At 50.0% G+C, this 22425-nt stretch carries 17 protein-coding genes and 1 pseudogene; 7 read left to right on the top strand and 11 right to left on the bottom strand.

The annotated features are described in order from the left end of the window. Positions 1-60 precede the first annotated feature (60 nt). The gene (gene nhaC, locus KNV97_RS12525) at positions 61-1527 is read left to right on the top strand and encodes a Na+/H+ antiporter NhaC (protein ID WP_322972739.1); all 1467 of its coding nucleotides are present in this window, start codon (positions 61-63) and stop codon (positions 1525-1527) included. A 437-nt stretch (positions 1528-1964) separates the two neighbouring features. Here the strand turns inward: nhaC and fdhA are convergent, their stop codons facing one another. Continuing rightward, positions 1965-3167 (bottom strand): formaldehyde dehydrogenase, glutathione-independent, encoded by a 1203-nt coding sequence (fdhA, locus tag KNV97_RS12520; protein WP_136484148.1) that lies wholly within the window; start codon positions 3165-3167, stop codon positions 1965-1967. 546 nt (positions 3168-3713) lie between these two features. Between fdhA and KNV97_RS12515 the strand changes: the two genes are divergently transcribed. Both KNV97_RS12515 and KNV97_RS12510 read left to right on the top strand, forming a co-directional pair. Further along, a complete protein-coding gene (locus KNV97_RS12515; RefSeq protein ID WP_218563255.1) occupies positions 3714-4694 on the top strand; it encodes a DHH family phosphoesterase in 981 nt (326 codons plus the stop codon). 302 nt (positions 4695-4996) lie between these two features. After that, on the top strand, positions 4997-6445 hold the full coding sequence (locus tag KNV97_RS12510) for an NAD-dependent succinate-semialdehyde dehydrogenase (RefSeq protein WP_136484146.1): 1449 nt from the start codon (positions 4997-4999) through the stop codon (positions 6443-6445). 13 nt (positions 6446-6458) lie between these two features. On the opposite strand, the gene KNV97_RS12505 is transcribed toward KNV97_RS12510, so the two are convergent. Both KNV97_RS12505 and KNV97_RS12500 read right to left on the bottom strand, forming a co-directional pair. Next, a complete protein-coding gene (locus KNV97_RS12505) occupies positions 6459-6749 on the bottom strand; it encodes a DUF1496 domain-containing protein (RefSeq protein ID WP_256612978.1) in 291 nt (96 codons plus the stop codon). Between the two features lie 126 nt (positions 6750-6875). Beyond that, positions 6876-7817 carry a 1-aminocyclopropane-1-carboxylate deaminase/D-cysteine desulfhydrase gene (locus KNV97_RS12500; protein WP_218563254.1) on the bottom strand — a complete coding sequence of 314 codons (942 nt, stop codon included), beginning with the start codon at positions 7815-7817 and terminating at the stop codon, positions 6876-6878. Between the two features lie 444 nt (positions 7818-8261). Between KNV97_RS12500 and KNV97_RS12495 the strand changes: the two genes are divergently transcribed. The 3 genes from KNV97_RS12495 (at position 8262) to fabV (ending at position 12751) form a co-directional block, all read left to right on the top strand. Beyond that, positions 8262-8888: a TetR/AcrR family transcriptional regulator gene (locus tag KNV97_RS12495; RefSeq protein WP_136484144.1), complete on the top strand. Its 627-nt coding sequence runs from the start codon at positions 8262-8264 to the stop codon at positions 8886-8888. A 138-nt stretch (positions 8889-9026) separates the two neighbouring features. After that, complete coding sequence (locus KNV97_RS12490) at positions 9027-11309, top strand: acyl-CoA dehydrogenase (protein ID WP_136484143.1); 2283 nt, start codon at positions 9027-9029, stop codon at positions 11307-11309. A gap of 239 nt (positions 11310-11548) precedes the next feature. Beyond that, complete coding sequence (fabV, locus tag KNV97_RS12485) at positions 11549-12751, top strand: enoyl-ACP reductase FabV (RefSeq protein ID WP_218563253.1); 1203 nt, start codon at positions 11549-11551, stop codon at positions 12749-12751. Positions 12752-12919: 168 nt separating this feature from the next. On the opposite strand, the pseudogene KNV97_RS12480 reads toward fabV, so the two are convergent. The 7 genes and pseudogenes from KNV97_RS12480 to KNV97_RS12450 form a co-directional block, all read right to left on the bottom strand. Next, positions 12920-14603: pseudogene (locus KNV97_RS12480) on the bottom strand (aspartate:alanine antiporter). 187 nt (positions 14604-14790) lie between these two features. Next, complete coding sequence (locus tag KNV97_RS12475) at positions 14791-15054, bottom strand: GrxA family glutaredoxin (RefSeq protein ID WP_136484140.1); 264 nt, start codon at positions 15052-15054, stop codon at positions 14791-14793. A gap of 291 nt (positions 15055-15345) precedes the next feature. Beyond that, complete coding sequence (locus tag KNV97_RS12470; RefSeq protein ID WP_218563252.1) at positions 15346-16200, bottom strand: MurR/RpiR family transcriptional regulator; 855 nt, start codon at positions 16198-16200, stop codon at positions 15346-15348. A 305-nt stretch (positions 16201-16505) separates the two neighbouring features. Then, positions 16506-18149 carry a pyridoxal-dependent aspartate 1-decarboxylase PanP gene (panP, locus tag KNV97_RS12465; protein ID WP_136484138.1) on the bottom strand — a complete coding sequence of 548 codons (1644 nt, stop codon included), beginning with the start codon at positions 18147-18149 and terminating at the stop codon, positions 16506-16508. Positions 18150-18290: 141 nt separating this feature from the next. Beyond that, entirely contained in the window at positions 18291-18803 is a 513-nt protein-coding gene (locus KNV97_RS12460) for a hypothetical protein (protein WP_218563251.1), read from the bottom strand. 160 nt (positions 18804-18963) lie between these two features. After that, on the bottom strand, positions 18964-19869 hold the full coding sequence (locus KNV97_RS12455) for a lysine exporter LysO family protein (RefSeq protein ID WP_136484136.1): 906 nt from the start codon (positions 19867-19869) through the stop codon (positions 18964-18966). A gap of 20 nt (positions 19870-19889) precedes the next feature. Beyond that, entirely contained in the window at positions 19890-20810 is a 921-nt protein-coding gene (locus KNV97_RS12450; protein ID WP_136484135.1) for an HDOD domain-containing protein, read from the bottom strand. A gap of 363 nt (positions 20811-21173) precedes the next feature. Here KNV97_RS12450 and KNV97_RS12445 point away from each other — a divergent pair, with 363 nt between their 5' ends. Then, positions 21174-21758 (top strand): TfoX/Sxy family DNA transformation protein, encoded by a 585-nt coding sequence (locus KNV97_RS12445; RefSeq protein ID WP_218563250.1) that lies wholly within the window; start codon positions 21174-21176, stop codon positions 21756-21758. Between the two features lie 99 nt (positions 21759-21857). Here the strand turns inward: KNV97_RS12445 and KNV97_RS12440 are convergent, their stop codons facing one another. Beyond that, entirely contained in the window at positions 21858-22406 is a 549-nt protein-coding gene (locus KNV97_RS12440; protein ID WP_136484133.1) for a hypothetical protein, read from the bottom strand. Positions 22407-22425 lie beyond the last annotated feature (19 nt).

The raw sequence follows: 22425 nt of genomic DNA, 5'->3' as shown, positions 1-22425 counted from the left end.
GCAACTCGGTCTAAAGATCAGCAGTCTTATCAAGAGCAAATTGAACGTCCGGGACTATTTTTGGCAATTTTGCCGATCGCTATTACGATAGGGTTGCTCGGTATCCAGCTGTTTTACTTTGGTGACTTTACCCCGCATACCCCGTTAGCGATCGGGATTGTGTTTGCCTGTGCGATTGCCTGGTTGCGCGGTTATCGCTGGAATCATATGGAGCAGGGCTTGTTCCACGTGATTAAGGTCGCCACGTCGGCGATCGTGATTATGTTGATCATCGGTATGATTATCGGGATATGGATCGCCAGTGGTACCGTCCCTATGATGATCTATTACGGTTTTCAGGTGCTGACCCCGCAAACGTTCCTGGCGGCGGCAATGATCTTGTGTGCGGTGATTTCTGTGTCACTAGGTACATCCTGGACCACAACCGCGACGGTTGGCCTGGCGCTGATGGGCGTTGGTGAAGGGTTTGGTATACCGATGTACTGGACTGCCGGCGCTGTGGTTTCCGGCGCTTTCTTTGGCGACAAAATGTCGCCGCTGTCTGATACCACCAACCTGGCTCCGGCTGTCACGGGCACCAACCTGTTTGCCCATATTCGTAACATGCTGCCAACCACCTTCCCGGCGATGTGTATTGCACTGGTGGTCTATCTGTTTGTTGGCTTTAACATCATTGATGCCCAGCAAGTGGATATCGCTAAGATTGAAGCGCTGAGTACTGCCCTCAATGATCACTTTGAATTTAACTGGTTGGTGCTGACACCGGCAGTGGTCGTGTTTGGCCTGGCATTGATGAAGATGCCTGCGATTCCGAGCCTGATGGCGAGCGTGCTGTTCAGTATGCTGATTGCGGTGGTGGTGCAGGGGGTATCAGTCCACGATGCGCTGACGTTCCTACAAAATGGTTTTAGTGTTGAAACTGGCAACGCCACCGCTGATGCCTTGCTTAACCGCGGCGGAATACAATCGATGTCCTGGATCATTACTCTGGTACTGATTGCTTTGGCATTGGGGGGCGTTCTGGAGCAAACCCGCTGTCTGGAAACGATTGTTCTGTCGATTATGAGCCGCGTACGCACTATCTTTGGTTTGCAACTGGCATCAACCATGACCGCCGCTGGTACCAACCTGGTCGCAGGTGACCCATATCTGTCGATTGCGCTGCCGGGACGTATGTTCAGCCAGGCGTATCGCGGTATGGGCTACTCAACCTTGTGTCTGTCCCGTTCGGTAGAAGAGGGCGGAACCCTGATTTCTCCGCTCATTCCGTGGAACGCAGGTGGCGCGTTTGTGATTCATGCGCTGGGCCTTGGCATCGCTGCCGGCCACACCGAAAACCTGCTCTACATCGTCTGTGCCGTGGCATGTTGGGCTTCACCGTTACTGGGCATTATCTACGCGGCGTTTGGTAAATTTTGCCCGAAAGCGACGGAAGAAGAAAAACGTCAGTGGGCCGAACAGGGTGAATTGATCCTTGAGCCGATTAATGAAGAGCGTCCGCTGGGTAAACCGGCGGTGCAATACTGATTCTCACTGTTTTGAACCCGCTAAGCCGCTGCACTCGCAGCGGCTTTTTTGCAAGTGTGAGCTGGTGCGCTGTATTTTCTTCCTGTACTTGTACGGCTTGTGTTTGCCATTTGCACGGTGCGCAACTCTTCTTTGCGGCGCCTCTCCGAAGACTCTGCTTGCTGAGTGCGTTTGACTGCGCTTATTGAGCACTACACTTTGCACTGATGGTGCGGCTGGTGTTTTAGCATCGTAATTTGGCCTCATGCAGTAGCGCCAGCTGCTTTTTCAAGTGGCTGAAAGGTGGCAAAGGTTGACAGAGAAGACACGCTTAGAGAGCACAAAGTCTGGCAGGCATTTCATAACTGACAGGTTTCTGTTAACAGGCAGGTATAAAAAACCGCAGAACAGGTCTGCGGTTTTTCATGACTTAACTTCCGAGAAGAGGTTGGGTCATATTATTTAGAGATGAACTCACCGTGCGGGTCGATAACGAATTTCTTCGCTGCACCGCCGTCGAAGTCTGCGTAGCCTTGTGGTGCCTGATCCAGAGAGATCATCTGCACGTTTACTGCGTCTGCAATCTTCACCTTATCAAACAGGATAGATTGCATCAGACCACGGTGGTACTTCATGGTCGGACATTGACCAGTGTGGAATGAGTGAGATTTAGCCCAGCCCAGACCAAAGCGCATGCTAAGTGCCCCTTCTCGTGCCGCTTCATCTTTAGCGCCCGGGTCGTCAGTCACGTACAGACCAGGGATACCGATAGAGCCACCTGCGCGGGTGATCTGCATGGCAGAGTTCAGTACTGTCGCTGGTGCTTCTTCTTTGTGACCACAGCCACAGCCGTGCGCTTCAAAGCCGACACAGTCAACGAAACAGTCAACTTCGCGTTCGTTCAGAATCGCTTCCAGTTTGTCTTCCATGCTGCCTTCTTCACGAAGGTCGATGGTTTCACAACCGAAGCTGCGTGCCTGAGCCAGACGATCTTCAATCATGTCGCCGACGATAACACACGCTGCACCCAGCAGTTGAGCAGATACCGCCGCTGCCAGACCGACTGGGCCTGCACCAGCGATGTATACGGTTGAACCCGGGCCAACACCTGCCGTTACACAACCGTGGAAACCGGTTGGGAAGATGTCAGACAGCAGAGTCAGATCCTGAATTTTTTCACGTGCCTGATCCGGATCCGGGAATTTCAGCAGGTTGAAGTCTGCGTATGGCACCATGACGTATTCAGCCTGGCCACCGACCCAACCACCCATGTCAACGTAACCGTAAGCGGCGCCAGGGCGAGCAGGGTTTACATTCAGACAGATACCGGTCAAACCAGATTTACAGTTGCGGCAACGACCACAGGCGATGTTAAACGGTACCGATACGATATCGCCCACATCCACGAATTCTACGTCACGACCTTTTTCCAGGATGATACCTGTGATTTCGTGACCCAGTACCAGACCTTCTTCAGCAGTTGTACGGCCACGCACCATGTGCTGGTCACTACCACAGATGTTGGTGGTCAGAACTTTAAGGATAACACCGTGCTCGCACTTGCGGTTACCAAGTGCCAGTTCAGGATAAGGGATAGATTCTACAGCAACTTTTCCTGGGCCTTTGTAGACAACACCACGGTTGGATTTTTCGTAGGACATAGGGTCTCCTTGTTGAGGCTTTTTATAGTTGTAGCGTTCCTTTAACCAGACAAATTCATTTTGTTTGGTTAGCGGCGCGATGGGCAGGGCAGTCAAGGTCGTCATTCGGACGAGAATGTGACGGACAATGACTGCCCCATAAAGCGGCGTTATTCGAGCGGCTACAAACTTTGTTTGGTTTATCTGCTTGCTTTGCATACCGAAAATAGCCCTCAAGTGCTGCACCCATATGTCGCAATGCGCCGCGTAATGGTGCATTTACGACGCCGGGGAAGGATAAAAAGAGATGCTGAGAGTGCGCTCACAGAGGTGTGAAAAAGTTGAGTAATTTAGTCTGAAAAAGAAAAAACAGGCACGTAAATTGGCTGAGAGGTGATGATGTGAGACTTTTGTCAATTTAATGTCGGTCATTTTGGAATTAATGTTGTGTTTTTACCGTGTGAAGCGTGTAATCTGGCTATACATAACAATGCGTAATCCTAATAGCCTCATGGGATGTAAGCGCTTTTATTCAGGTCTCTATTCGAAGAGTAGTACAACAACGTCATGAAATTTTTTGAATTTGAACAGCTGATAGCCAGTCTGAACAATGAGCCGCGGGTGATTGTCCAGGCGCATGATTTTCCCGATCACGATGCGTTGTCATCGGCGTTTGCTTTGGCCTATTTGCTGCGCAAACAAGGACTGAATCCATTCATTACCTATAATGGCTTCATTGACCGCATCTCACTGCGCAATCTGATTCATTGGCTCAATATACCGATTGTCCAGCCGCATCAGCTGACTTTGACTCCGAACGATAAAATCATTGTGGTGGACGGCTGCATCGGTGAAAAGAATGTCACCGATTTTCCCGGTCTGGAAGTCGGCGTCATTGATCACCATCAGGTTAACGCGCCGGATTTTGTCTGGTTTGCTGACATCCGCCCAGATTATGGCTCTACCGCCACAATCATGGTCGAATACTTTAATCAGTTTGGGCTGGAGATTCCGGCCAAGATTGCCACAGCGCTGCTGGTGGGACTGACTTTTGATACCGCCAATTTCACCCGCGCGGTCGGCGCGGCGGATATCAATGCGTTACTGCAATTACAAGCCAAAGCGGACATGACGATGGTGAATCGCATCTGTCGTAACCAGATTGAGTTTCATGAGTTAAAGCTGTTTGATACCTTGCTGGCGAATATGAAACGCGAGAAAAACTGTGCATTTGCGGCGCTGCCAGAAGGTTGCAGCAAAAATATGCTCGGTGTGCTGGGGGATTTCCTGCTCGGCGTGGATGAAATCGATATGGTGGTACTGAGCGCACGCAGTAAAGAAAAGACATTTTTGTCACTGCGTTCTGAATGTAAGCACAATAACGTCGCTAAGATTGTGCGCCGTGCTCTCAATGACAGCGGTATTGGTTTTGGCGGCGGTCATCCTCACATGGCGGGCGGCATTATTAACCATATGTACCAGCTGGCGGATGAATTTGAATACGTGTATGACCTGATAAAGCCTCAACTGAGACTCAAACAGGCTTAACAGTCATCTTCAGTTTTATGAGTATTTCCGTGTTGGTTGGTATATTACTTTGGAAAGCGCACCGTTGAAATAGCTGATTGGCTGTCGGGTTGCTTTAGGAGTCAAATGCTAGCGTTTCATGAACAAGATCCCGCCCGATTTATGAGTGGGATTTTTTTTATTTTTGGCTTCTATTGAACTGTGTTTTTTTTATTCTGTTGCACACAAATTTCCCTGTGATGACGGCACTTGTAGTGTATTAGTGATATAACGGGTGTCACACTCATGCGTGTTAAAAGAAATCAATCGTTAAGGAGATGGGAATGCAATTATCAGATTCTGGATTATTCCAGCAGCACTGCTTTATCGACGGACAATGGGTTGCCAGTGAGGATGGCCAGGCGACGACGGTGACCAATCCTTACGATGGTTCGGTGATCGGAACAGTACCGCAATTGACGGACGAGCAGGTTAAGCGTGCCATTGCCTCGGCCGACAAGGCGCAGCGTCTGTGGGCGAAAGAGACTGCAAGCATGCGCGCAGCGGTGTTGCGTCGCTGGTTCAATCTGATTGAACAGCATAAAGATGATCTGGCACAGATGATGACGGTCGAGCAAGGCAAAGCGCTGGCCGAAGCTAAAGGTGAAATCACCTACGCCGCCAGTTTTATCGAGTGGTACGCCGAAGAAGCCAAACGTGCTTACGGTGAGATGATTCCAAGTCACAAGGCAGATGCACGAATTCTGGTGGCCAAAGAGCCGGTTGGAGTTGTCGCTGCGATCACACCATGGAATTTTCCGGCTGCAATGATTACCCGCAAAGCCGGACCAGCTCTGGCTGCAGGTTGTGCTGTGGTGCTCAAACCGGCGCCGGATACACCGTTTACCGCGCTGGCACTGGCCGAGCTTGCCAAACGTGCCGGATTACCGGATGGCCTGCTGCAGGTTGTGACCGGTGATGCTGTAAGCCTGGGCCGGGTACTGACCAAGAGCAAGCTGGTGCGTAAACTCTCATTCACGGGCTCAACCCGTGTGGGTAAGATCCTGATGGAGCAGTCGGCAGCGAATGTGAAGAAGCTCTCGCTGGAGCTCGGTGGGAACGCACCGTTTATCGTCTTTGACGATGCTGATATCGATGCCGCGGTTGAGGGGGCAATGATCGCCAAATTCCGTAATGCGGGACAGACCTGTGTGTGCGCTAACCGGATTTATGTTCATGACAGCGTGTACGACACCTTCACTGCAAAACTGGTCGAGCGGGTCAGCCAACTGAAAGTGGGTAATGGTCTGGAAGAAGGGACTCACATCGGCCCGATGATTAACGATGCCGCGGTGGCTAAAGTACGCAGTCATATTGAGGATGCGGTGCAGAAAGGGGCGAAAGTGGAATTCGGTACTCTGCCGCAACACGGCAGTCGTCTGCTTGTGCCACATGTACTGACCAATATGAGTGATGACATGCTGGTTGCCCACGAAGAAACGTTCGGCCCGCTGGCTGGTTTGTTCCGTTTCAGCGCGGAAGACGAAGTGATCGAACGGGCTAATGCGACCGATTTTGGTCTGGCCGCTTATTGCTACACCCAGAATCTGGCGCGTGCTTGGCGCATGAGTGAAGCACTGGAAAGCGGTATCGTCGGCATTAACGAAGGGCTGATCTCAACCACGCTGGCGCCATTTGGTGGCGTGAAAGAATCCGGTTTGGGCCGTGAAGGCGCACGCCAGGGGATGGAAGAGTACCTGGAAATGAAATATACCCTGATGGGTGGTCTGTAACCCTCAGAGCTGTTTAGGGCGTTTTCGTTTCCGGCGCCTTAAACACTCGCCATTTCAGCGGGCCGTTGGTTTCAATCTGACTGGCCCGCTGACACAACATATACACTTCTCCGACCTGCAGTACCGCGCCCTCCGAATAGGCTTTATCTTCGTAGTAGCAGACCCGTTTACCCATGTCACCGCCATCAAGCACGATGGCCGGTTTGGGCGTGCTGACGGAAATGCTGTTGGCTTGCGCCGCAGCGGAATTCAGCGTACTGCTAAGCAGCACTATGGCCTGTGCCATGATGAGTTTATGATTCATTGTATTCTCCGTTTAAACCCGATAGCTGTCTGTGCGTCATTGCCTGCGCGCCTCTGCCGGTGAGATAAGTAGCGGCCTGATTTGTAGCACCACCCAGCCCTGCACCGCCATACTTGCAGCTTAAGCTCAAGCCAGCGAATGACCAAACTGACGCTGATAACGTGCGAGCATACTCTCATTGCCCAGCAATCCGCCCTGATGAATATACAGCAGTGACTTATCAGGCTGCGTTGGCAGCCAGTGCCGCAATAAACGCCACATCAAAGGGTCGTAAAGCAAATCGAATTCCACTTCAGTTTGGGCACGTAACTGCCGCCAAATCCGGTAATCCTCTGCATATAGGCGACCAAAATGATGTTTGGATGAAGGGCTGATGATGGTTGGGTAGCGCTCAGCCGGAGTTTGGTTGTGGGCGACAGGTTGGGTTTGCCCGATGAGCTGGTCAAACTGCTCAAGCAGATAGTCTTGATCGCCGACACACGGGCAGGTCACCACTTCAATGCCATGCGGTGCTAATGTCTGATGCAGATAGAGCGCCGTTGTCCCGGTCCCCGAGGGCAGCGCAACTCGCCATGGCTGATCTGGTTGCCGGGCAATCCAGTTGATCAGCTCATTAGCCAGTGCCGTCACCCCTTGTTTGGCGATTGGGCTGCGGCCACCTTCTTCCAACATCAGGCAGTGACTGTCCGGGTGGCGATATTGGTCAATGTATTGTTTGGGGGGTAAGTCACTCAGCGTGCGGGTTTCGATGATTTGTGCGCCCAGCGCCAGCGCTGCACGATAGTTGCCGTTCGGGTTCTGTTTCAGCCAGCCCGGTACGTGGTCTACATAAAACTCCAGCTGCCAGCCGCGCAGATTGGCCAGAGCGGCCAGTGAATAGAGTGAGTTGGCTTGCGCGGAACCGTAACAGATTAAGGTCTGAATGTTAGGTAATGCCTGATCCAGCAAGGGCATAAATTTACGTGCTTTGTTCCCGCTGAACTGTGCGTGCAGCTGATCGTCACGCTTGAGATAAAAGGGAAATTCATCAAACTGATGGACGGTAACGGGACTGTCGGCAAGTTTCATAACATTCGGTCTCAGCAAAAAATGCGCTGTGGCAAACATGGGGTTTTGGCAAATGGGTGCCCAGTGTGCCCTGAATCCGGAGCGAAAAAAAGCCCAAAACAAGGTCGTTTTGGGCTGATACAAACATAGGAGTTAATAAGAAAAAGCAGCATAGGTATAGCTGTCAGTACCACAGACAGTTCGACGATCTGTAAAACTTTTAAAACTCTGTCAACTACGATAATTCAGACCGGGCCCCATAAAAAGAGTTCCCAATAAAGAGAAAAAAATTCACATTTTTCAAAATGCGAGTCGGGACAAGCTATTACACCGAATGAATACTGTCTGGTCTGACCATTATTGAAAAGTGTGATGTTAATTACTTGTTAACCTTCAATGTGCGGAGTATATTTTCAAACAGATGTTTTATACAAGTGATTAACGTTTTGGGTAAGTGGGTTAGTAATGGCACCAAGAAGTAGTACCAAGGAAAAAATACTCGATGTAGCGGAAGGCCTGTTTGCTGAGCACGGCTTTAATGATACGTCGCTACGAACGATAACCAGCAAGGCCAACGTGAATCTGGCTTCGGTCAATTATCACTTTGGGGATAAGAAAACGTTGGTGCGGGCAGTACTGAACCGTTATCTGGAAGCGTTTATGCCGGCCGTCAAGGATGCACTGATCACGCTCAATCTGCGCGATGAGTATAAGATGGCGGATGTATTTGAGTCGCTGCGCAGTCCGCTCCGGGCGCTGAACGAGTTACGTCCGAATGGTACCAGCCGTTTTATGCTGCTGATTGGACGCGGTTACACCGATGTGCAAGGCCATTTACGCTGGTTTATCACTACCCGTTATGACGACGTACTCACACTGTTTACCCAGTCGGTGTTAAAAGCCAATCCGCAGTTGACCCGTGAAACCCTGTTCTGGCGGCTACATTTCACTCTGGGGACCTGTGTATTTACGATGGCATCGAGTCAGGCGCTGACTGAGATTGCCGAGAATGATTTTGGTACTCAGGTCGATGCCAAGGTGATGGTCGACCAGATTATTCCGTATCTTGCGGCTGGTATGGCGGCCGGATAAGGGTGACTTGTCCGAGACAAACTAACCGAAGGTTAAAGGTCGGAGAACCTCAGCCTAACACAAAGCAAAACATAATAAGTTTACGTATTAAGTAAACACAATCAGTTTAAAAGACCAGTGAACAAAAGGATCTGAACTATGTGCTCTCTACGAAGAAAATGGATAAGCGACCCCGCATTCAAACTGTTCAGGCAAGTGCTGCCACCGCTCTCTGAAACAGAGAAAGAGGCGATGGAAGCCGGTAGTGTCTGGTGGGACGGGGAATTGTTTTCTGGTAAACCAGATTTCAAAAAGCTGCACCATTATCCCAAGCCAACCCTGAGTGAAGAAGAGCAGTCGTTCATGGACAATGAACTCGAAACACTGCTTGCTATGCTTGATGACCATAAAATCATCAAACAGGACCGCGATTTACCGCCGGAGGTATGGCAGTATCTGCGTAAAGAGCGCTTCTTCTCACTGATTATTGCCAAGAAATTCGGTGGTCGTCAGTTTTCTGCATTGGCTAACTCGACCATAGTGTCGCGTATCGCCACCAGAAGTATCAGTACCGCGGTGACTGTGATGGTGCCGAACTCACTCGGCCCGGGTGAGCTGCTGTCGCACTATGGTACTCAGGAGCAAAAAGATTACTGGTTACCGCGCCTGGCAGACGGTACTGATATTCCCTGCTTTGCACTGACCGGGCCGGAAGCAGGCTCAGACGCAGGCGGTATTCCCGACCAGGGCATCGTGTGTTACGGCAAGCATGAAGGTAAAGAGGTACTGGGTGTGCGTCTTAACTGGAATAAGCGTTACATCACGTTGGCACCAGTGGCAACTGTGCTGGGGCTGGCATTTAAGATGTACGACCCGGACAACCTGCTGGGTGATAAACAAGATATTGGCATTACCTGTGCGTTGATTCCTGCGGATCATGACGGGGTCGAAATTGGCGAACGTCACGACCCGATTGGCTTGGCGTTTATGAACGGCCCGACGCGTGGTCAGGATGTGTTTATTCCGATGGAGTGGTTGATTGGTGGAGTTGACTACGCCGGTAAAGGCTGGCGTATGCTGGTGGAATGTTTATCGGCCGGGCGCGGTATTTCACTGCCGGCGCTGGGCACCGCGATTGGTCACCTGACTTCGCGCACTACCGGTGCTTATGCTTATGTGCGTAAGCAGTTTGGCATGCCGATCGGTAAGTTTGAAGGGGTTGAAGAGGCGCTGGGGCGTATCGGCGGCCTGACTTACCTGCTGGAAGCCACCCGTACTTTGACGACCACGTCGCTGGACATGAAAGAAAAGCCCGGCATCGTGACCGCGATTGCCAAGTATCATATGACTGAGATTGGCCGCAGCATTCTGAACGATGCGATGGACATCCATGCCGGCCGCGCGATTCAGGACGGCCCGATGAACTATCTCGCGACGCACTACCTGGGCATACCGGTTGCAATTACTGTGGAAGGGGCCAATATCCTGACCCGCAACCTAATGATTTTCGGTCAGGGTGCGACGCGTTGCCACCCGTATGTGCTGCAAGAGATGGCTGCCGCTGCCAATCCTGATCAGGAGCAGGGAGCGAAAGAGTTCGATAAGCTGCTGTTTAAACATATTGGCCATGCGGCCAGAAACACCTTTGGGGCGCTGGGCGCCGCTTTGACCGGCTCACGTTTCATCCGTGCCGATATGAGTGGCGAAACCAAGCACTATTACCGTCACATGACACGCCTGAGCCGGGCTCTGGCCGTTAGTGCTGATTTTGCCATGCTGACCCTGGGCGGTGAACTGAAACGCAAAGAGATGATTTCGGCCCGTTTGGGCGATGGCCTGAGTTACTTGTATATGGCATCGGCGGTACTGAAACGTTATGAAGATGAAGGACGGCAGCAGGCGGATCTGAACTATGTCCATTTTGCGATGCAATACTGTTTGCACCATGCGGCGAAGTCACTCAATGATGCTTACCGTAATTATCCAATCAAGTCGGTTGGTCGGGTGATGAAGGGGCTGCTGTTCCCGCTCGGTAATCACTTCCAGCCACCGGGTGATGAGTTGACGACTCAAATCGCGCAGAGCCTGATGACGCCGGGAGCGCATCGCGATCGTCTGACCCATTTGTGTTATATCGGAGCAGATCCTGATGACAGCGTTGGTTTGATGGAACGGGCATTTTTGCAGCTCTATGGCGTGCAGGGGCTGGAACGTAAGCTCAACAAGGGCGTGAAAGAGGGCAAAGTGGCCCGCAAAGGCCCGCTCACTGAACGATTGCAGCAGGCCCTTGACGCGGGCGTGCTGAGTCAGGATGAAGTGGATGCGATTGTCGCTGCCGATAAACTGCGTTATCAAGCCATTCAGGTCGATCACTTCAGTCATGACCTGTCCGAGGTTTTGACCCACACCAGTGGTAAGCTTAAGCTTAATCACGTGGCCTGAGATTGCTCAGCGGGATAATCAACAGTAAGGCTTCTGACAGGAAGCCTTCTTTTTCTGGCAGGTTAACCCGGATTCACGCTTGGCTGACCATCTATCATGGTCAAATTACGGGGTGCGTGGGTTAAAAAACGCCACACAGTGATCCAACCACTTATAAAATACCGCCATTTTGACAGAAATAGGATGCGATCTGCGGGCGAAACTTTTATCCTAGCGGAGATTTTTGAAGGAAGTTGAATATGATCATCAAACCTAAAATTCGCGGATTTATCTGTACAACAACGCACCCAGTGGGTTGTGAAGCTAATGTAAAAGAACAAATTGCTTACACTAAAGCACAAGGTCCAATCAAGAACGCGCCTAAGCGTGTGCTTGTTGTCGGCTCTTCAAGTGGTTATGGTTTGTCTTCACGTATCGCTGCGGCATTTGGCGGCGGTGCAGCCACCATCGGTGTGTTTTTTGAAAAACCAGGTACTGAGAAGAAGCCAGGCACAGCAGGTTTCTACAATGCAGCAGCTTTCGATAAGCTGGCGCATGAAGAAGGTCTGTATGCAAAAAGCCTGAACGGCGATGCGTTCTCGAACGAAGCTAAACAGAAAGCGATCGAACTGATTAAAGAAGATCTGGGTCAGATTGACCTGGTCGTCTACTCACTGGCATCGCCAGTACGTAAGCTGCCTGAAACTGGCGAGCTGGTACGTTCAGCACTGAAACCTATCGGCGAAACTTACACTTCTACTGCGGTTGACACCAACAAAGATGTCATCATCGAAGCAAGTGTAGAGCCGGCGACAGAGCAGGAAATCGAAGACACCATCACGGTAATGGGTGGTCAGGACTGGGAACTGTGGATGCAGGCCCTGGATGACGCTGGCGTACTGGCAGAAGGTTGCAAAACCGTTGCTTACAGCTACATCGGTACTGAACTGACTTGGCCAATCTACTGGGACGGCGCTCTGGGCCGTGCCAAAATGGACCTGGACCGTGCATCAGCCGCTCTGAACGATAAACTGGCAGCGAAAGGCGGCACGGCAAACGTGGCAGTGCTTAAGTCAGTTGTGACTCAGGCAAGTTCGGCAATTCCTGTGATGCCACTGTACATCGCGATGGTATTCAAGAAAATGCGTGAAGAAGGCATCCATGAAGGTTGTATGGAGCAGATCTACCGCATGTTCAGCCAGCGTCTGTACAAAGACGACGCCAGCAAACCAGAAACAGACGACAAGAACCGTCTGCGCCTGGATGACTGGGAACTGCGTGAAGACGTTCAGCAACACTGTCGTGATTTGTGGCCACAGATTACGACAGAGAATCTGAAAGAGCTGACCGATTACGAAGCATATAAAGAAGAGTTCCTGCAACTGTTCGGTTTCGGTATCGAAGGCGTTGATTACGATGCTGACGTAAACCCACAGGTTGAATTCGACGTTATCGATATCTAATTGTATGGTTTGATACATCGATAACCAGAAAGCTAATGCCAAAGGCGCTGATTGATTCAGCGCCTTTTTTGTCTCTGCGATTTACGGCTACTGCGATTTAACGATTTAGAAAGGTATAAAAAAAGCGCCGCTCGATGGCGACGCTTGTCGTTTTCTGAGTTAAATCCGTTAACTAAGCAGAATGAGCAGAGTACCCGCCAGCGTCATCAGAATATTGGCAATCGCATAAGTACCCGCATAGCCCAGCGCCGGAATGGTGGATTTGGCGTAATCATTGACAATGTCCATCGCCGGTGCACAGGTACGTGCGCCAATGATAGCGCCAAACAGCAGCGCACGGTTCATTTTCAGAATGTGTGCGCCTACCAGATAAGCGAAGACAACCGGCAGCACACTGACCACAAAGGCCAGGCCGATCACCTGCGGGCCGACTTCGGATAAGTGTTCAAACATGCGCCCGCCGGCGCTCAGGCCAATACCGACCATAAAGATCATCAGACCTAAATCTTTGACCATATTCAGTGCACCTTGCGGTACGTAGCCAAAGGTCGGGTGATTGGCACGTAAAAAGCCCAGCGTGATTCCGGCCAGCAGAAGACCGACCGCGTTACCCAGGCTGAACGAGACCTGGCCGAAGGTCATGGTGACCAGACCAAACAGAATACCCAGAATAAAGAAGCTGCAGAATGCCAGCAGGTCCGCCATCTGACTGTGAATCGAGATAAAACCGATTTTGTCTGCCAGGCCTTTAACGCGGCTGCGTTCACCACTGACCTGCAGAACATCGCCTTTGGCCAGCACGATATCCAGGTCCATCGGCATTTCGATTTGAGCCCGTACTACGCGGTTAAGGAAACAGCCATCCTCAGACAGGTTCAGATCAGACAGGCGCTTGCTGGCAATGGTATCGCTTTTGACAACGATTTCTTCTTCTACCACACGCAGGTCAAGCAGGTTACGGTCGAACACCTCTTTGCCGTTACGAAAACTGGGTTCCAGTCTGGCGTGACTGTCCGGGGAAACCCACCAGGGCAATTTCGTCGCCTTCCTGCAAAATCGCATCACCATCAGGGTGGGCGAGAATGCCGTTACGTCGGATACGCTCGATGTAACAACCGGTCTGACGATAAATGCCCAGTTCGCGCAGATTACGTCCGTCGACCCATTGCACCAGTTCCGGCCCGACGCGGTAGGCACGAATGATCGGCAGGTATACTTTACGTTGTCCGCTGCCCCCCAGGCCGCGCTCCTGAGCGATCTGCTGGGCAGAATCAGACAGGTTCTGCTTTTGCAGGTTAGGCAGCAGTTTTGCGAACATAATCATGCTGATAAGACCGATCAGATACGCCATCGCATAGCCGACCGAGACATTTTCCAGCACCAGAGAAATATCCAGGTTACGCGGCACGGACGACAAACCCGAGTTCAGAGCATCCTGCGCGCCAACCAGCACCGGAGTGGAAGTCAGGGCTCCGGCCATCATACCGGCTGCCAGGCCTAAATCGAGATTCAGGTAATGATTGGCCAGGTAGGTCAGCACGGTCGCCGTAATAAGCACAACCAGACTTAAAATGAGGTAATGTTTGCCGTCACGAAAGAAAATACTGAAAAAGTTGGGGCCAGCTTCAATACCGACGCAGTAGATAAACAGCATAAAGCCAATGGTAAGGGCTTCTGCATTGAAGGAGAAACCGAGGTGTCCCATGATCAACGACGTGATCAATACACCGATAGAGTTACCTAACTGCAGGCTGCCAAAGCGGATTTTGCCAAAAGCAAGGCCTATGGCCAGAACAACAAAGATGAGAAGAATAGGGTTTTGGTCTAGCAAAAGTACGACGTCGATGTTCACAATTTAGCTCAATTCAAGCGCGGAAGAGGGGTGTAGTTAAATTATGCGGATTGTAGCGTAATTAATTAAAAAATTAAGTGAAAATTTTAAGGTTTTACAGTTCTATGAAATAACTATTTATGAAAAAAGCCCGCTGGCAGTGCAGCGGGCTCTCATGTATTAGTACTGTCGTCACATCATCGACCAATTAGTCGAACAGACCCAGGTTTTCTTTTGCGTAAGCTTCAAACTCAGTGCAACCACCGATGTGCTCTTGGTCGATGAAGATCTGTGGCACAGTCTCTACTGGTTTACCAACGGTTTTTTCCAGATCAGCTTTGGTGATGCCTTCAGCGTGGATATCAACATAACGGTAGTTGAAGTCGTCACGTTTCTCTTTCAGCGTATCAGCGTGCTCTTTCGCACGAACACAATATGGGCAACCAGGGCGACCAAAAATCACTACGAACATAGCTTTCTCCTTTGTTTCGATTGACGTCACTATGCCCGATCCAACATAGAAAATAAAGCGACAATTACCTGTTCTTTTAATAGGTAAAAGCTATCAGTGCGATTTGCGCCCAGAGCCGTACAAAGTGTCATCGTTGTGGTGAGGTGTGTGAACTAAGGGAGGTCGCATGTTGCAGTTTATGACAGCAGCCCGGATTATTTTTGGTGAAAACTCGTTGCGACAATATTTGAATGACAATAAAAAAACGGATCACATTGTGATCCGTTTTTTGTTCAGTAGGCGAGTGCGTTATCAGATACTGGACAATTTGTCGTAGCGCGAATCTTTCAGCACTTCTTTGACTCGTTTCAGGTTTTCACGGAAACCAGAGCCGCGGCGCAGGGTAAACCCGGTCGCCAGGACATCGATAACGGTCATCTGCACCACGCGACTTGCCATTGGCATATACACATCGGTGTCTTCCGGCACATCGAGACAGATAGACAGCGAACTGGCTCGGTCTAATGGTGAATCCTTGGCGGTAATGGCAATCACGGTTGCGCCGTTTTCACGCCCCAGATTCGCCACTTCAACCAGGCTTTTGGTCCGGCCAGTGTGTGAAATCAGCACGATCACATCGTTGTCGGTGCAGTTAATACAACTCATACGTTGCATCACCACATCTTCAAAACAGGTAATCGGAATATTAAAGCGAATAAACTTGTTTTGTGCATCACGAGCCACGGCAGAAGAGGCGCCAAGACCAAAGAATGAGATACGTTTCGCCTGAGTCAGCAAATCGACGGCACGGTTAATCTGCATCGGATCCAGGCTGTTTTTCGCCACATCCAGACACGCCATAGTCGATTCGAAGATTTTATGAGTGTATGCATCCGGACCATCATCTTCCTCGACGTTACGGTTCACATAAGGGGTACCGTTTGCCAGGCTCTGAGCCAGATGCAATTTAAAATCGGGGAAGCCTTTGGTGTCCAGGCGACGGCAGAAGCGGTTAACGGTAGGCTCACTGACATCCGCCATCTTAGCAAGGGTGGCTATGCTCGAATGAATGGCAGTCTGCGGAGAAGCCATAATAACTTCCGCTACTTTACGTTCCGACTTGCTAAAATTTTCCAGGTTCTTTTGAATTTTTTCTAATGTATTCATAGTGTTCACGCGGGCGTAGAGAACAACTCGTTGGTAAGGTAACCATTAAGGGGGAGGGAAATAATCGTTTCCAAAAGCCCATTTACCAACGCCATGGGATGAGTATAAACCTAAGCAGGGATAATCCAGAAATGAAACGACGTATCAAATGATGAGAATATGACAAGCCTCAAACTAAATTTCATAAAAACTACAGCTTTAGGCGCGAAACTTATCCAAAATACGAACGAGACGCATCGTCTTGATATGTGAATTACAGCAAAACGAAAGAAATTTTCAGTTTGCTGTAATTCTCTCCGAGCAGGTTATGCCAGAATTTGTTGCGTTAAACGCTCAATTCTGCCCATCAGAAGTGGTGCCAGAGTTGCAATTTCTCTTTGCTCTTCCAGGACCGAGTGTAGAATTTCGTTTGTTGTCAGTGGATTAGCAAGTACGACACGAAAAACGATGGTATCAAGCTTATCCCAACAAATCGGATTCAAACGGGTACGTGAAACAAAGGACTTGCCGGTTTCACGTTGTTTTTTCTGAATAAACTTGGTCAGTTCATTCAATAGTGCATTTAATTGCGCACGTTGCGAGCTGTCTGCTTGGTGCATCGCTGTCTTGACCTGCTGCGGCAGATAGCGGTAGGTCAACAGGCATAATTCAGGTTGTGAAACCAGCTCAAAATCGGCTTGTGCACGAATCAGATCAGCAAAATAGCGGGCTTTGGCAATGCTCTGATCAATCAGCAGTTCATAACCGGCACGGCTGATGATGTGCATACTGGCATACACCAGCATCGCGATGCCAGAGCGCGAACCTTCTAGGGTGTGACTGCCGAGATCTTTGGAGCCTTTACGCAAAATATACTGCGCGTGGTGTTCAATCGAGTTCATCGCGTGCGGATCTTTAAACAGCACCATGCCGGCTCCCATCGGGATATAAAGCTGCTTATGGGCATCAATGGTCACTGAGTCAGCCAGTTCAATTCCATCCAGAAGATGGCGGTAATTCCCCGACATCAGAGTGGCGCCACCCCAGGCGGCGTCAACGTGGAAATGGCACTGCTCTTGCTGACAGATGCGGGCAATCGCCTGCAGGGGATCAATATTACCGGTTTCAGTGGTGCCGGCGACGCCGACAACGGCAAACGGTTTGATGTTGCGCGCTTTTAACTCGGTGATTTTAGCCTGCAGATCGTCCGGGCAGATCCGGTTGTGCTCATCGGTACGGACTAAAACCAGGCCGTCCTGGCCAATCCCGAGTACATCCGCCGCTTTCTTGAGTGAATAGTGACCACGTTCAGACACCAGAATCGCCAGACCGTCATAATTGTAGTGACGCATCGCCTTAAACAGGCCTTCTTTTTCAACGCCGTGGAAATCACCATCGGCTTTGAGTGCACTGTTACGGGCTACCCATAACGCGGTAATGTTGGCAATCGTGCCCCCTGAGCAAAATGCGCCGAGTGAGTGCTCAGCACTGTGCATCCACTGTTGATAGAAGCTGTCATCGTTACCGTAGATCAGGCGGTGCAGCATGCCCAACACTTGCCGTTCCAATGGGGTAAAGGCTTTGGAGGTTTCGATTTTGACCAGATTCTGGTTAAGGGCAATCATGATCTTGGACAGTGGCATCATGAAGTAGGGCAGTGCCGATGTCATATGACCGATAAAGCTGGGTGAGGCGGTGTGTACTGACTGCGCCACCAGAGTATCAAGCAGATGCTGGGTATGGTCTGAGACAAAGACAGGTTCATCAGGAATACGCGCATCACAGAAATCTTTTTCGATCTGCTTGAGCGGCTTTTCTTCGGCCACTATGTGTTCACGCAAAAACTGATTCAGATTGCGGGAGAGCTCTTCTTCGATGCGGGTCAGTGTTGAGTCCGGCCCTTCTGGCACCGTAAATATGCGAAGTAAAGATTCAAAGTTCGCATTTGCGGTTTTGTGTTCAGATACCATACAGCGTCGTTTTAAGTTTCATCTTCCGATTTTAAGTACAACAATCTAAACGAAAACGGGACTCTTGTCCCGTGTTTATTCGGTTGGTGACTGTGCCCGGATACCCGTCATGATAGCCATGCGGGATAAGTTACAGGTAAATTAGTTACAGGTGATCTGCTCAGTTTTGGCTATCGCCTGATTGTATTTGTCGAGCGCAGATTCAATCTGTTTCGGATGGCTGAGTAAATCGGCAAAAGCAGAACGCAGCTCGTAGTTCTTGGCATGTGGTTCTGCCTGGCGATCATCAAACGTCGTTTTCGCGATTTGACCCAGTCCATCACTACGCGAAGCGAGGACTTTGACATCCTGTTGCTCTAGCTGCAGCCAGGCTTCGACCGGTTGCCCGGTGGCAACTTTGGACGGATCGTGCTCAAGGTAGTAGTGAACAGCGGCGCGATTGAGTTCAAAATGGTGCTTACGACCTTGCAGGAACCATTGGCTGACTTCCGCTAAATCTGGATACTTTTGTGTTGTCATCTCAGCCAGGTCGGTATACCACGTCAGGGAAGCATCAATGTAGGCGTCATACTTTTGCGCAAAGCACGAATTGTCCGCTGCTGCGGCGCTCATCGAACCGGCTGATAACAGCAGAGTGACAAGAAAGCGTTTCATAAAAGTTCCTTTCTGACTTGTATCGACCTCCCTTTCGCTTAGGGAGCTACAGGTTTACGTCCAGTTTGGATTGCTCATTTCACCGTAGGCCGTTGCTATGTAAGATGGTCTACTGTAAAAGATGCCCATTGTATAAGATAAGTAACACTATTCCTGCGATCTAGCCTGCAAGTGACACAAAGAAAAGCATCAATACCGGAACTAACACGCTGAGTATAAAGCCGCTAACGATAGCGACTGGCACACATCGTACACCACCGGTGGTCTGGATTAGCGGCAAAGTGAAGTCCATGGACGTGGCGCCAGCATAGCCGATAGTGGTGCACGGTTTACGCCCAATCAGCATCGGGATCATCACCAGAGAAACCAGTTCACGCATTAACTCGATCAGGAATGACGCGCCGCCATAGACCGGCCCAAATGCATCACCCATCAGAATGCCGGCCAGCGAATACCAGCCAAAACCTGACGCCATTGCCAGCGCTTTATAAACGGGAATGTCGAGTACCAATGCCGCCACTAAGCCACCCAGCCAACTGGTGATAATCATGACGGCCGCAATCATCATTCCGAGCTTGTTAATCAGGATTTGTCCCAGTGTCAGGCCGCAGTTGCGCAGCTGGATACCAATAAAAAACAGTAGCAGCGATAAACACCATTCCATCGCATTGTCGACCCAGGGCAAGTTCAGATTCAGCACTACGCCCAATAACAGGCCTCCACCGACAACCACAATCAGTTTAAGTGATTCCAGCGCCATGCTTGAAAGAGGCAACTGGCTGTGGGAAGAGTCGGTCTGGAGTGGCATGAAGCGATCAATCAGCGGCAGGAAGAGCAAATTAGCCGCCCCGAGAGCCACGAAAAAGACACTGACAAACTTAATGATCAGTTGCAGATTGTCGCCTAGGTTGTCCAGAGCCGCTAAGCTCAGTCCCATCAGAAACAGCATGATATAGACCAGGTTAGACGTCACCTGATTGAGCTTATTGAGCCAGTTTTTATTGCGCACGCTAAACAGATAGCCCACGACAAGCGGGGCAAAGATAAACAGCATCCCTGAAATCATATAATCCTCAAAAGTCGGGGTCAGAAACCGCTGGCGTTGATTACCGCACTGAGTTTGTCTTTAAAATCGAGTTCGCTCAGGTTGCTGAGTTCAAACAGTACTTCGGCACCAGTAGCGTTGATCTCGACTTCATGCTCGTCATACGCATCGTCTTGCTTTCTGTACAGCAACAGATGGTGGGCGATGCGAGCGACATCGAGATAACTCACTTCTTCTTCATGCTGAATCAGCGACTGATTACAGGCCACTTCAAGGAAATCACGATCGAATCCCCAATGGTTAAGCACTTGTTTACTGGTCTGAGAACAACTGGATTGGAAAATTTGCAGCGCGATATCCTGATCAAGATAGTTGCCGCTCTCCAGATAGAGGTAGTACTCATTCACCAGGCAGAACAGGCCGATATCCGCCAGCAGGCCAACCAAGAGTGCTTTTTCCTGCTCAAGATAGGTGTAACGTCCCGGCTCGAGCGCTTTAAAACTTTGCACCACTATGACCATGGTTGCGCCCAATTCACGGGATACCGAAGCGCTGTTGACCAGCATGGCATTGCATTCTTTGCTCAGATTGATGGAGTGCTTGAGCTGTTCTATTGCCTGAGCTGTGACAATGTCACGAACCCGCATAATGCCAAGGCGTGATACCGCAGTGAACAAATCGTTGCAGGTAATATTGCGGCGATTAAAGACCACAGAGTTTGCAACCCTGATCACAATAGCCGCCAGGCCTGGGTCATCGGTCAGACAGTCGGCCACGTCAGATATACCTGTCGATTCTAACGTGCACAGTTTCTGAATTTTCACTACCACCTCAGGAATCGGTGGTAAGGAGATCTTACCGGTACTGATGGAATTTTTAACCATCTGTGCGAACTCACTTTCTAGCCCTTCAATGAGTTTGTGGCGGTTTTCCGGAAGCCAAAAAAAAGATAGATGATTCATTTTTAATTATTAATCGTTTTAGTGAACCCCATTCTACAAAGTGGTGACAAATATACGCAACTCATATCAAGTACAAATTCACCGTTTATGAGCATTTCGATGATCTGTTGTGCATTTTCCCCGGTAAGTTACTGCAAAAGTATGAGATTTAATGCGCCGTGATGCATATCTCTTTTTTGCCAACTTGAGAATAAATTGCTGTGAATTTCGTATGGTATTATTTTTTGTCAGTTCATTATGATAAAGGAAAATATAAGCAAACGTTCGATAAATGGACTTTGCACTTTAATCGGTTGGCTAGCCGATACTATTTATTGCTGTCTGGTGACCTCTTTATTCATTCAATAAGAAGGTGTTACCACAATGAGTACAAACAGATACATCTCATTCCTCAATCAATTTGGTCCGTTGGAGAAGCGTTCCATGTTCGGTGGTACAGGATTGTTCCGGCATCACTCTATGTTTGCATTATTGGCACAAGGGCGCTTGTTTATTCGTGGCGGCTGTGTGTTGGATGATGAGTTTCTGGCTTTAGGATGTGAAAAATTCCGTCATATAAAAAAGCAGACCACGGCGACAGTTAATTATTATGACGTGACGGATTTATACCGTGCTGAGAAGGCTTGCCTTGACGATTTGATCCATCGTTCGATTGAGTATGCAGTGGCATCGCGCTGTCGCCAGAACCAGGGTGAAGTGAAGCGTTTAAGAGATATGCCGAATATGCATTTCAGACTGGAGCGCATGGTAAAAAAAGCGGGCATCAAGGACGTGGCGACTTTCGTTGATCTGGGAGCGCCAAAGGTCTTTAATAAAGTCCGCGATATTTACGGCAATGATCTGGATGTCAGTCTGCTGTGGAAGTTTGCTGGCGCTATCGAAGGAGTGCATTGGGAACTGCTCCAGGAACCGCGTAAACGCCAGTTGCTCGACAGTTGTCGGCAGTGACGTTCAAAACCAAAAAAACCGAGGCAAGCCTCGGTTTTTTGACACAAATATACGACGCCAGCTTTACGTACAGTGATCCGGCAGTGCGCAGAGTGCTGTTTAGTATTTGAAACGAGCGGTAAACATCAGTTGGTCGCCGTACGCATCGTTGAAGCGGGCTTCAGCGCCGATAGAAAACAGCTCTGTTGAGTGGAAACGACCGTAAACCGAACCAATCCAGTCGTCGTTATCATCAATAGAAACGTAACCGGCTTTACCCCCCACTTCCAGTTGCGGACCAAGCCACTGGCGTACGCCAAGGTTGAGTTCCATACCGGTATCCGCGCTGCTGCGAGATTCGTCATCATGAATGCGGAACAGCATCTCACCAGTGAAGTCAGCCCAGTTGTTGATTGGCGCGTGGAAGCCGAAACCAGCGGCTGCGTCGTAGTCGTCTTCGAACTCAGAATCCACACGGCCGATAATGTGAGCATTAGGGTGAATAGAAGTGCTGATTGCCGCACCATAGGTAACCGGGCTCGCGCCGATGCGCGCTTCAACGTAGTCGTAGCTGAAGTTACTCATCACGGCCGGGCTGTTAGGATTGACCGCAGCCATTGAATGGGCTGAAGCAAGAAGAAGTGCTGATGCAATGATTGTTTTACGCATAATCACGATAAACCTATCT

Source organism: Vibrio ostreae (assembly GCF_019226825.1).
Classification (GTDB): Bacteria; Pseudomonadota; Gammaproteobacteria; order Enterobacterales; family Vibrionaceae; genus Vibrio; species Vibrio ostreae.
Note: the sequence above shows the minus strand (reverse complement) of the source record. Positions and strands in the feature narration are given on the sequence as shown.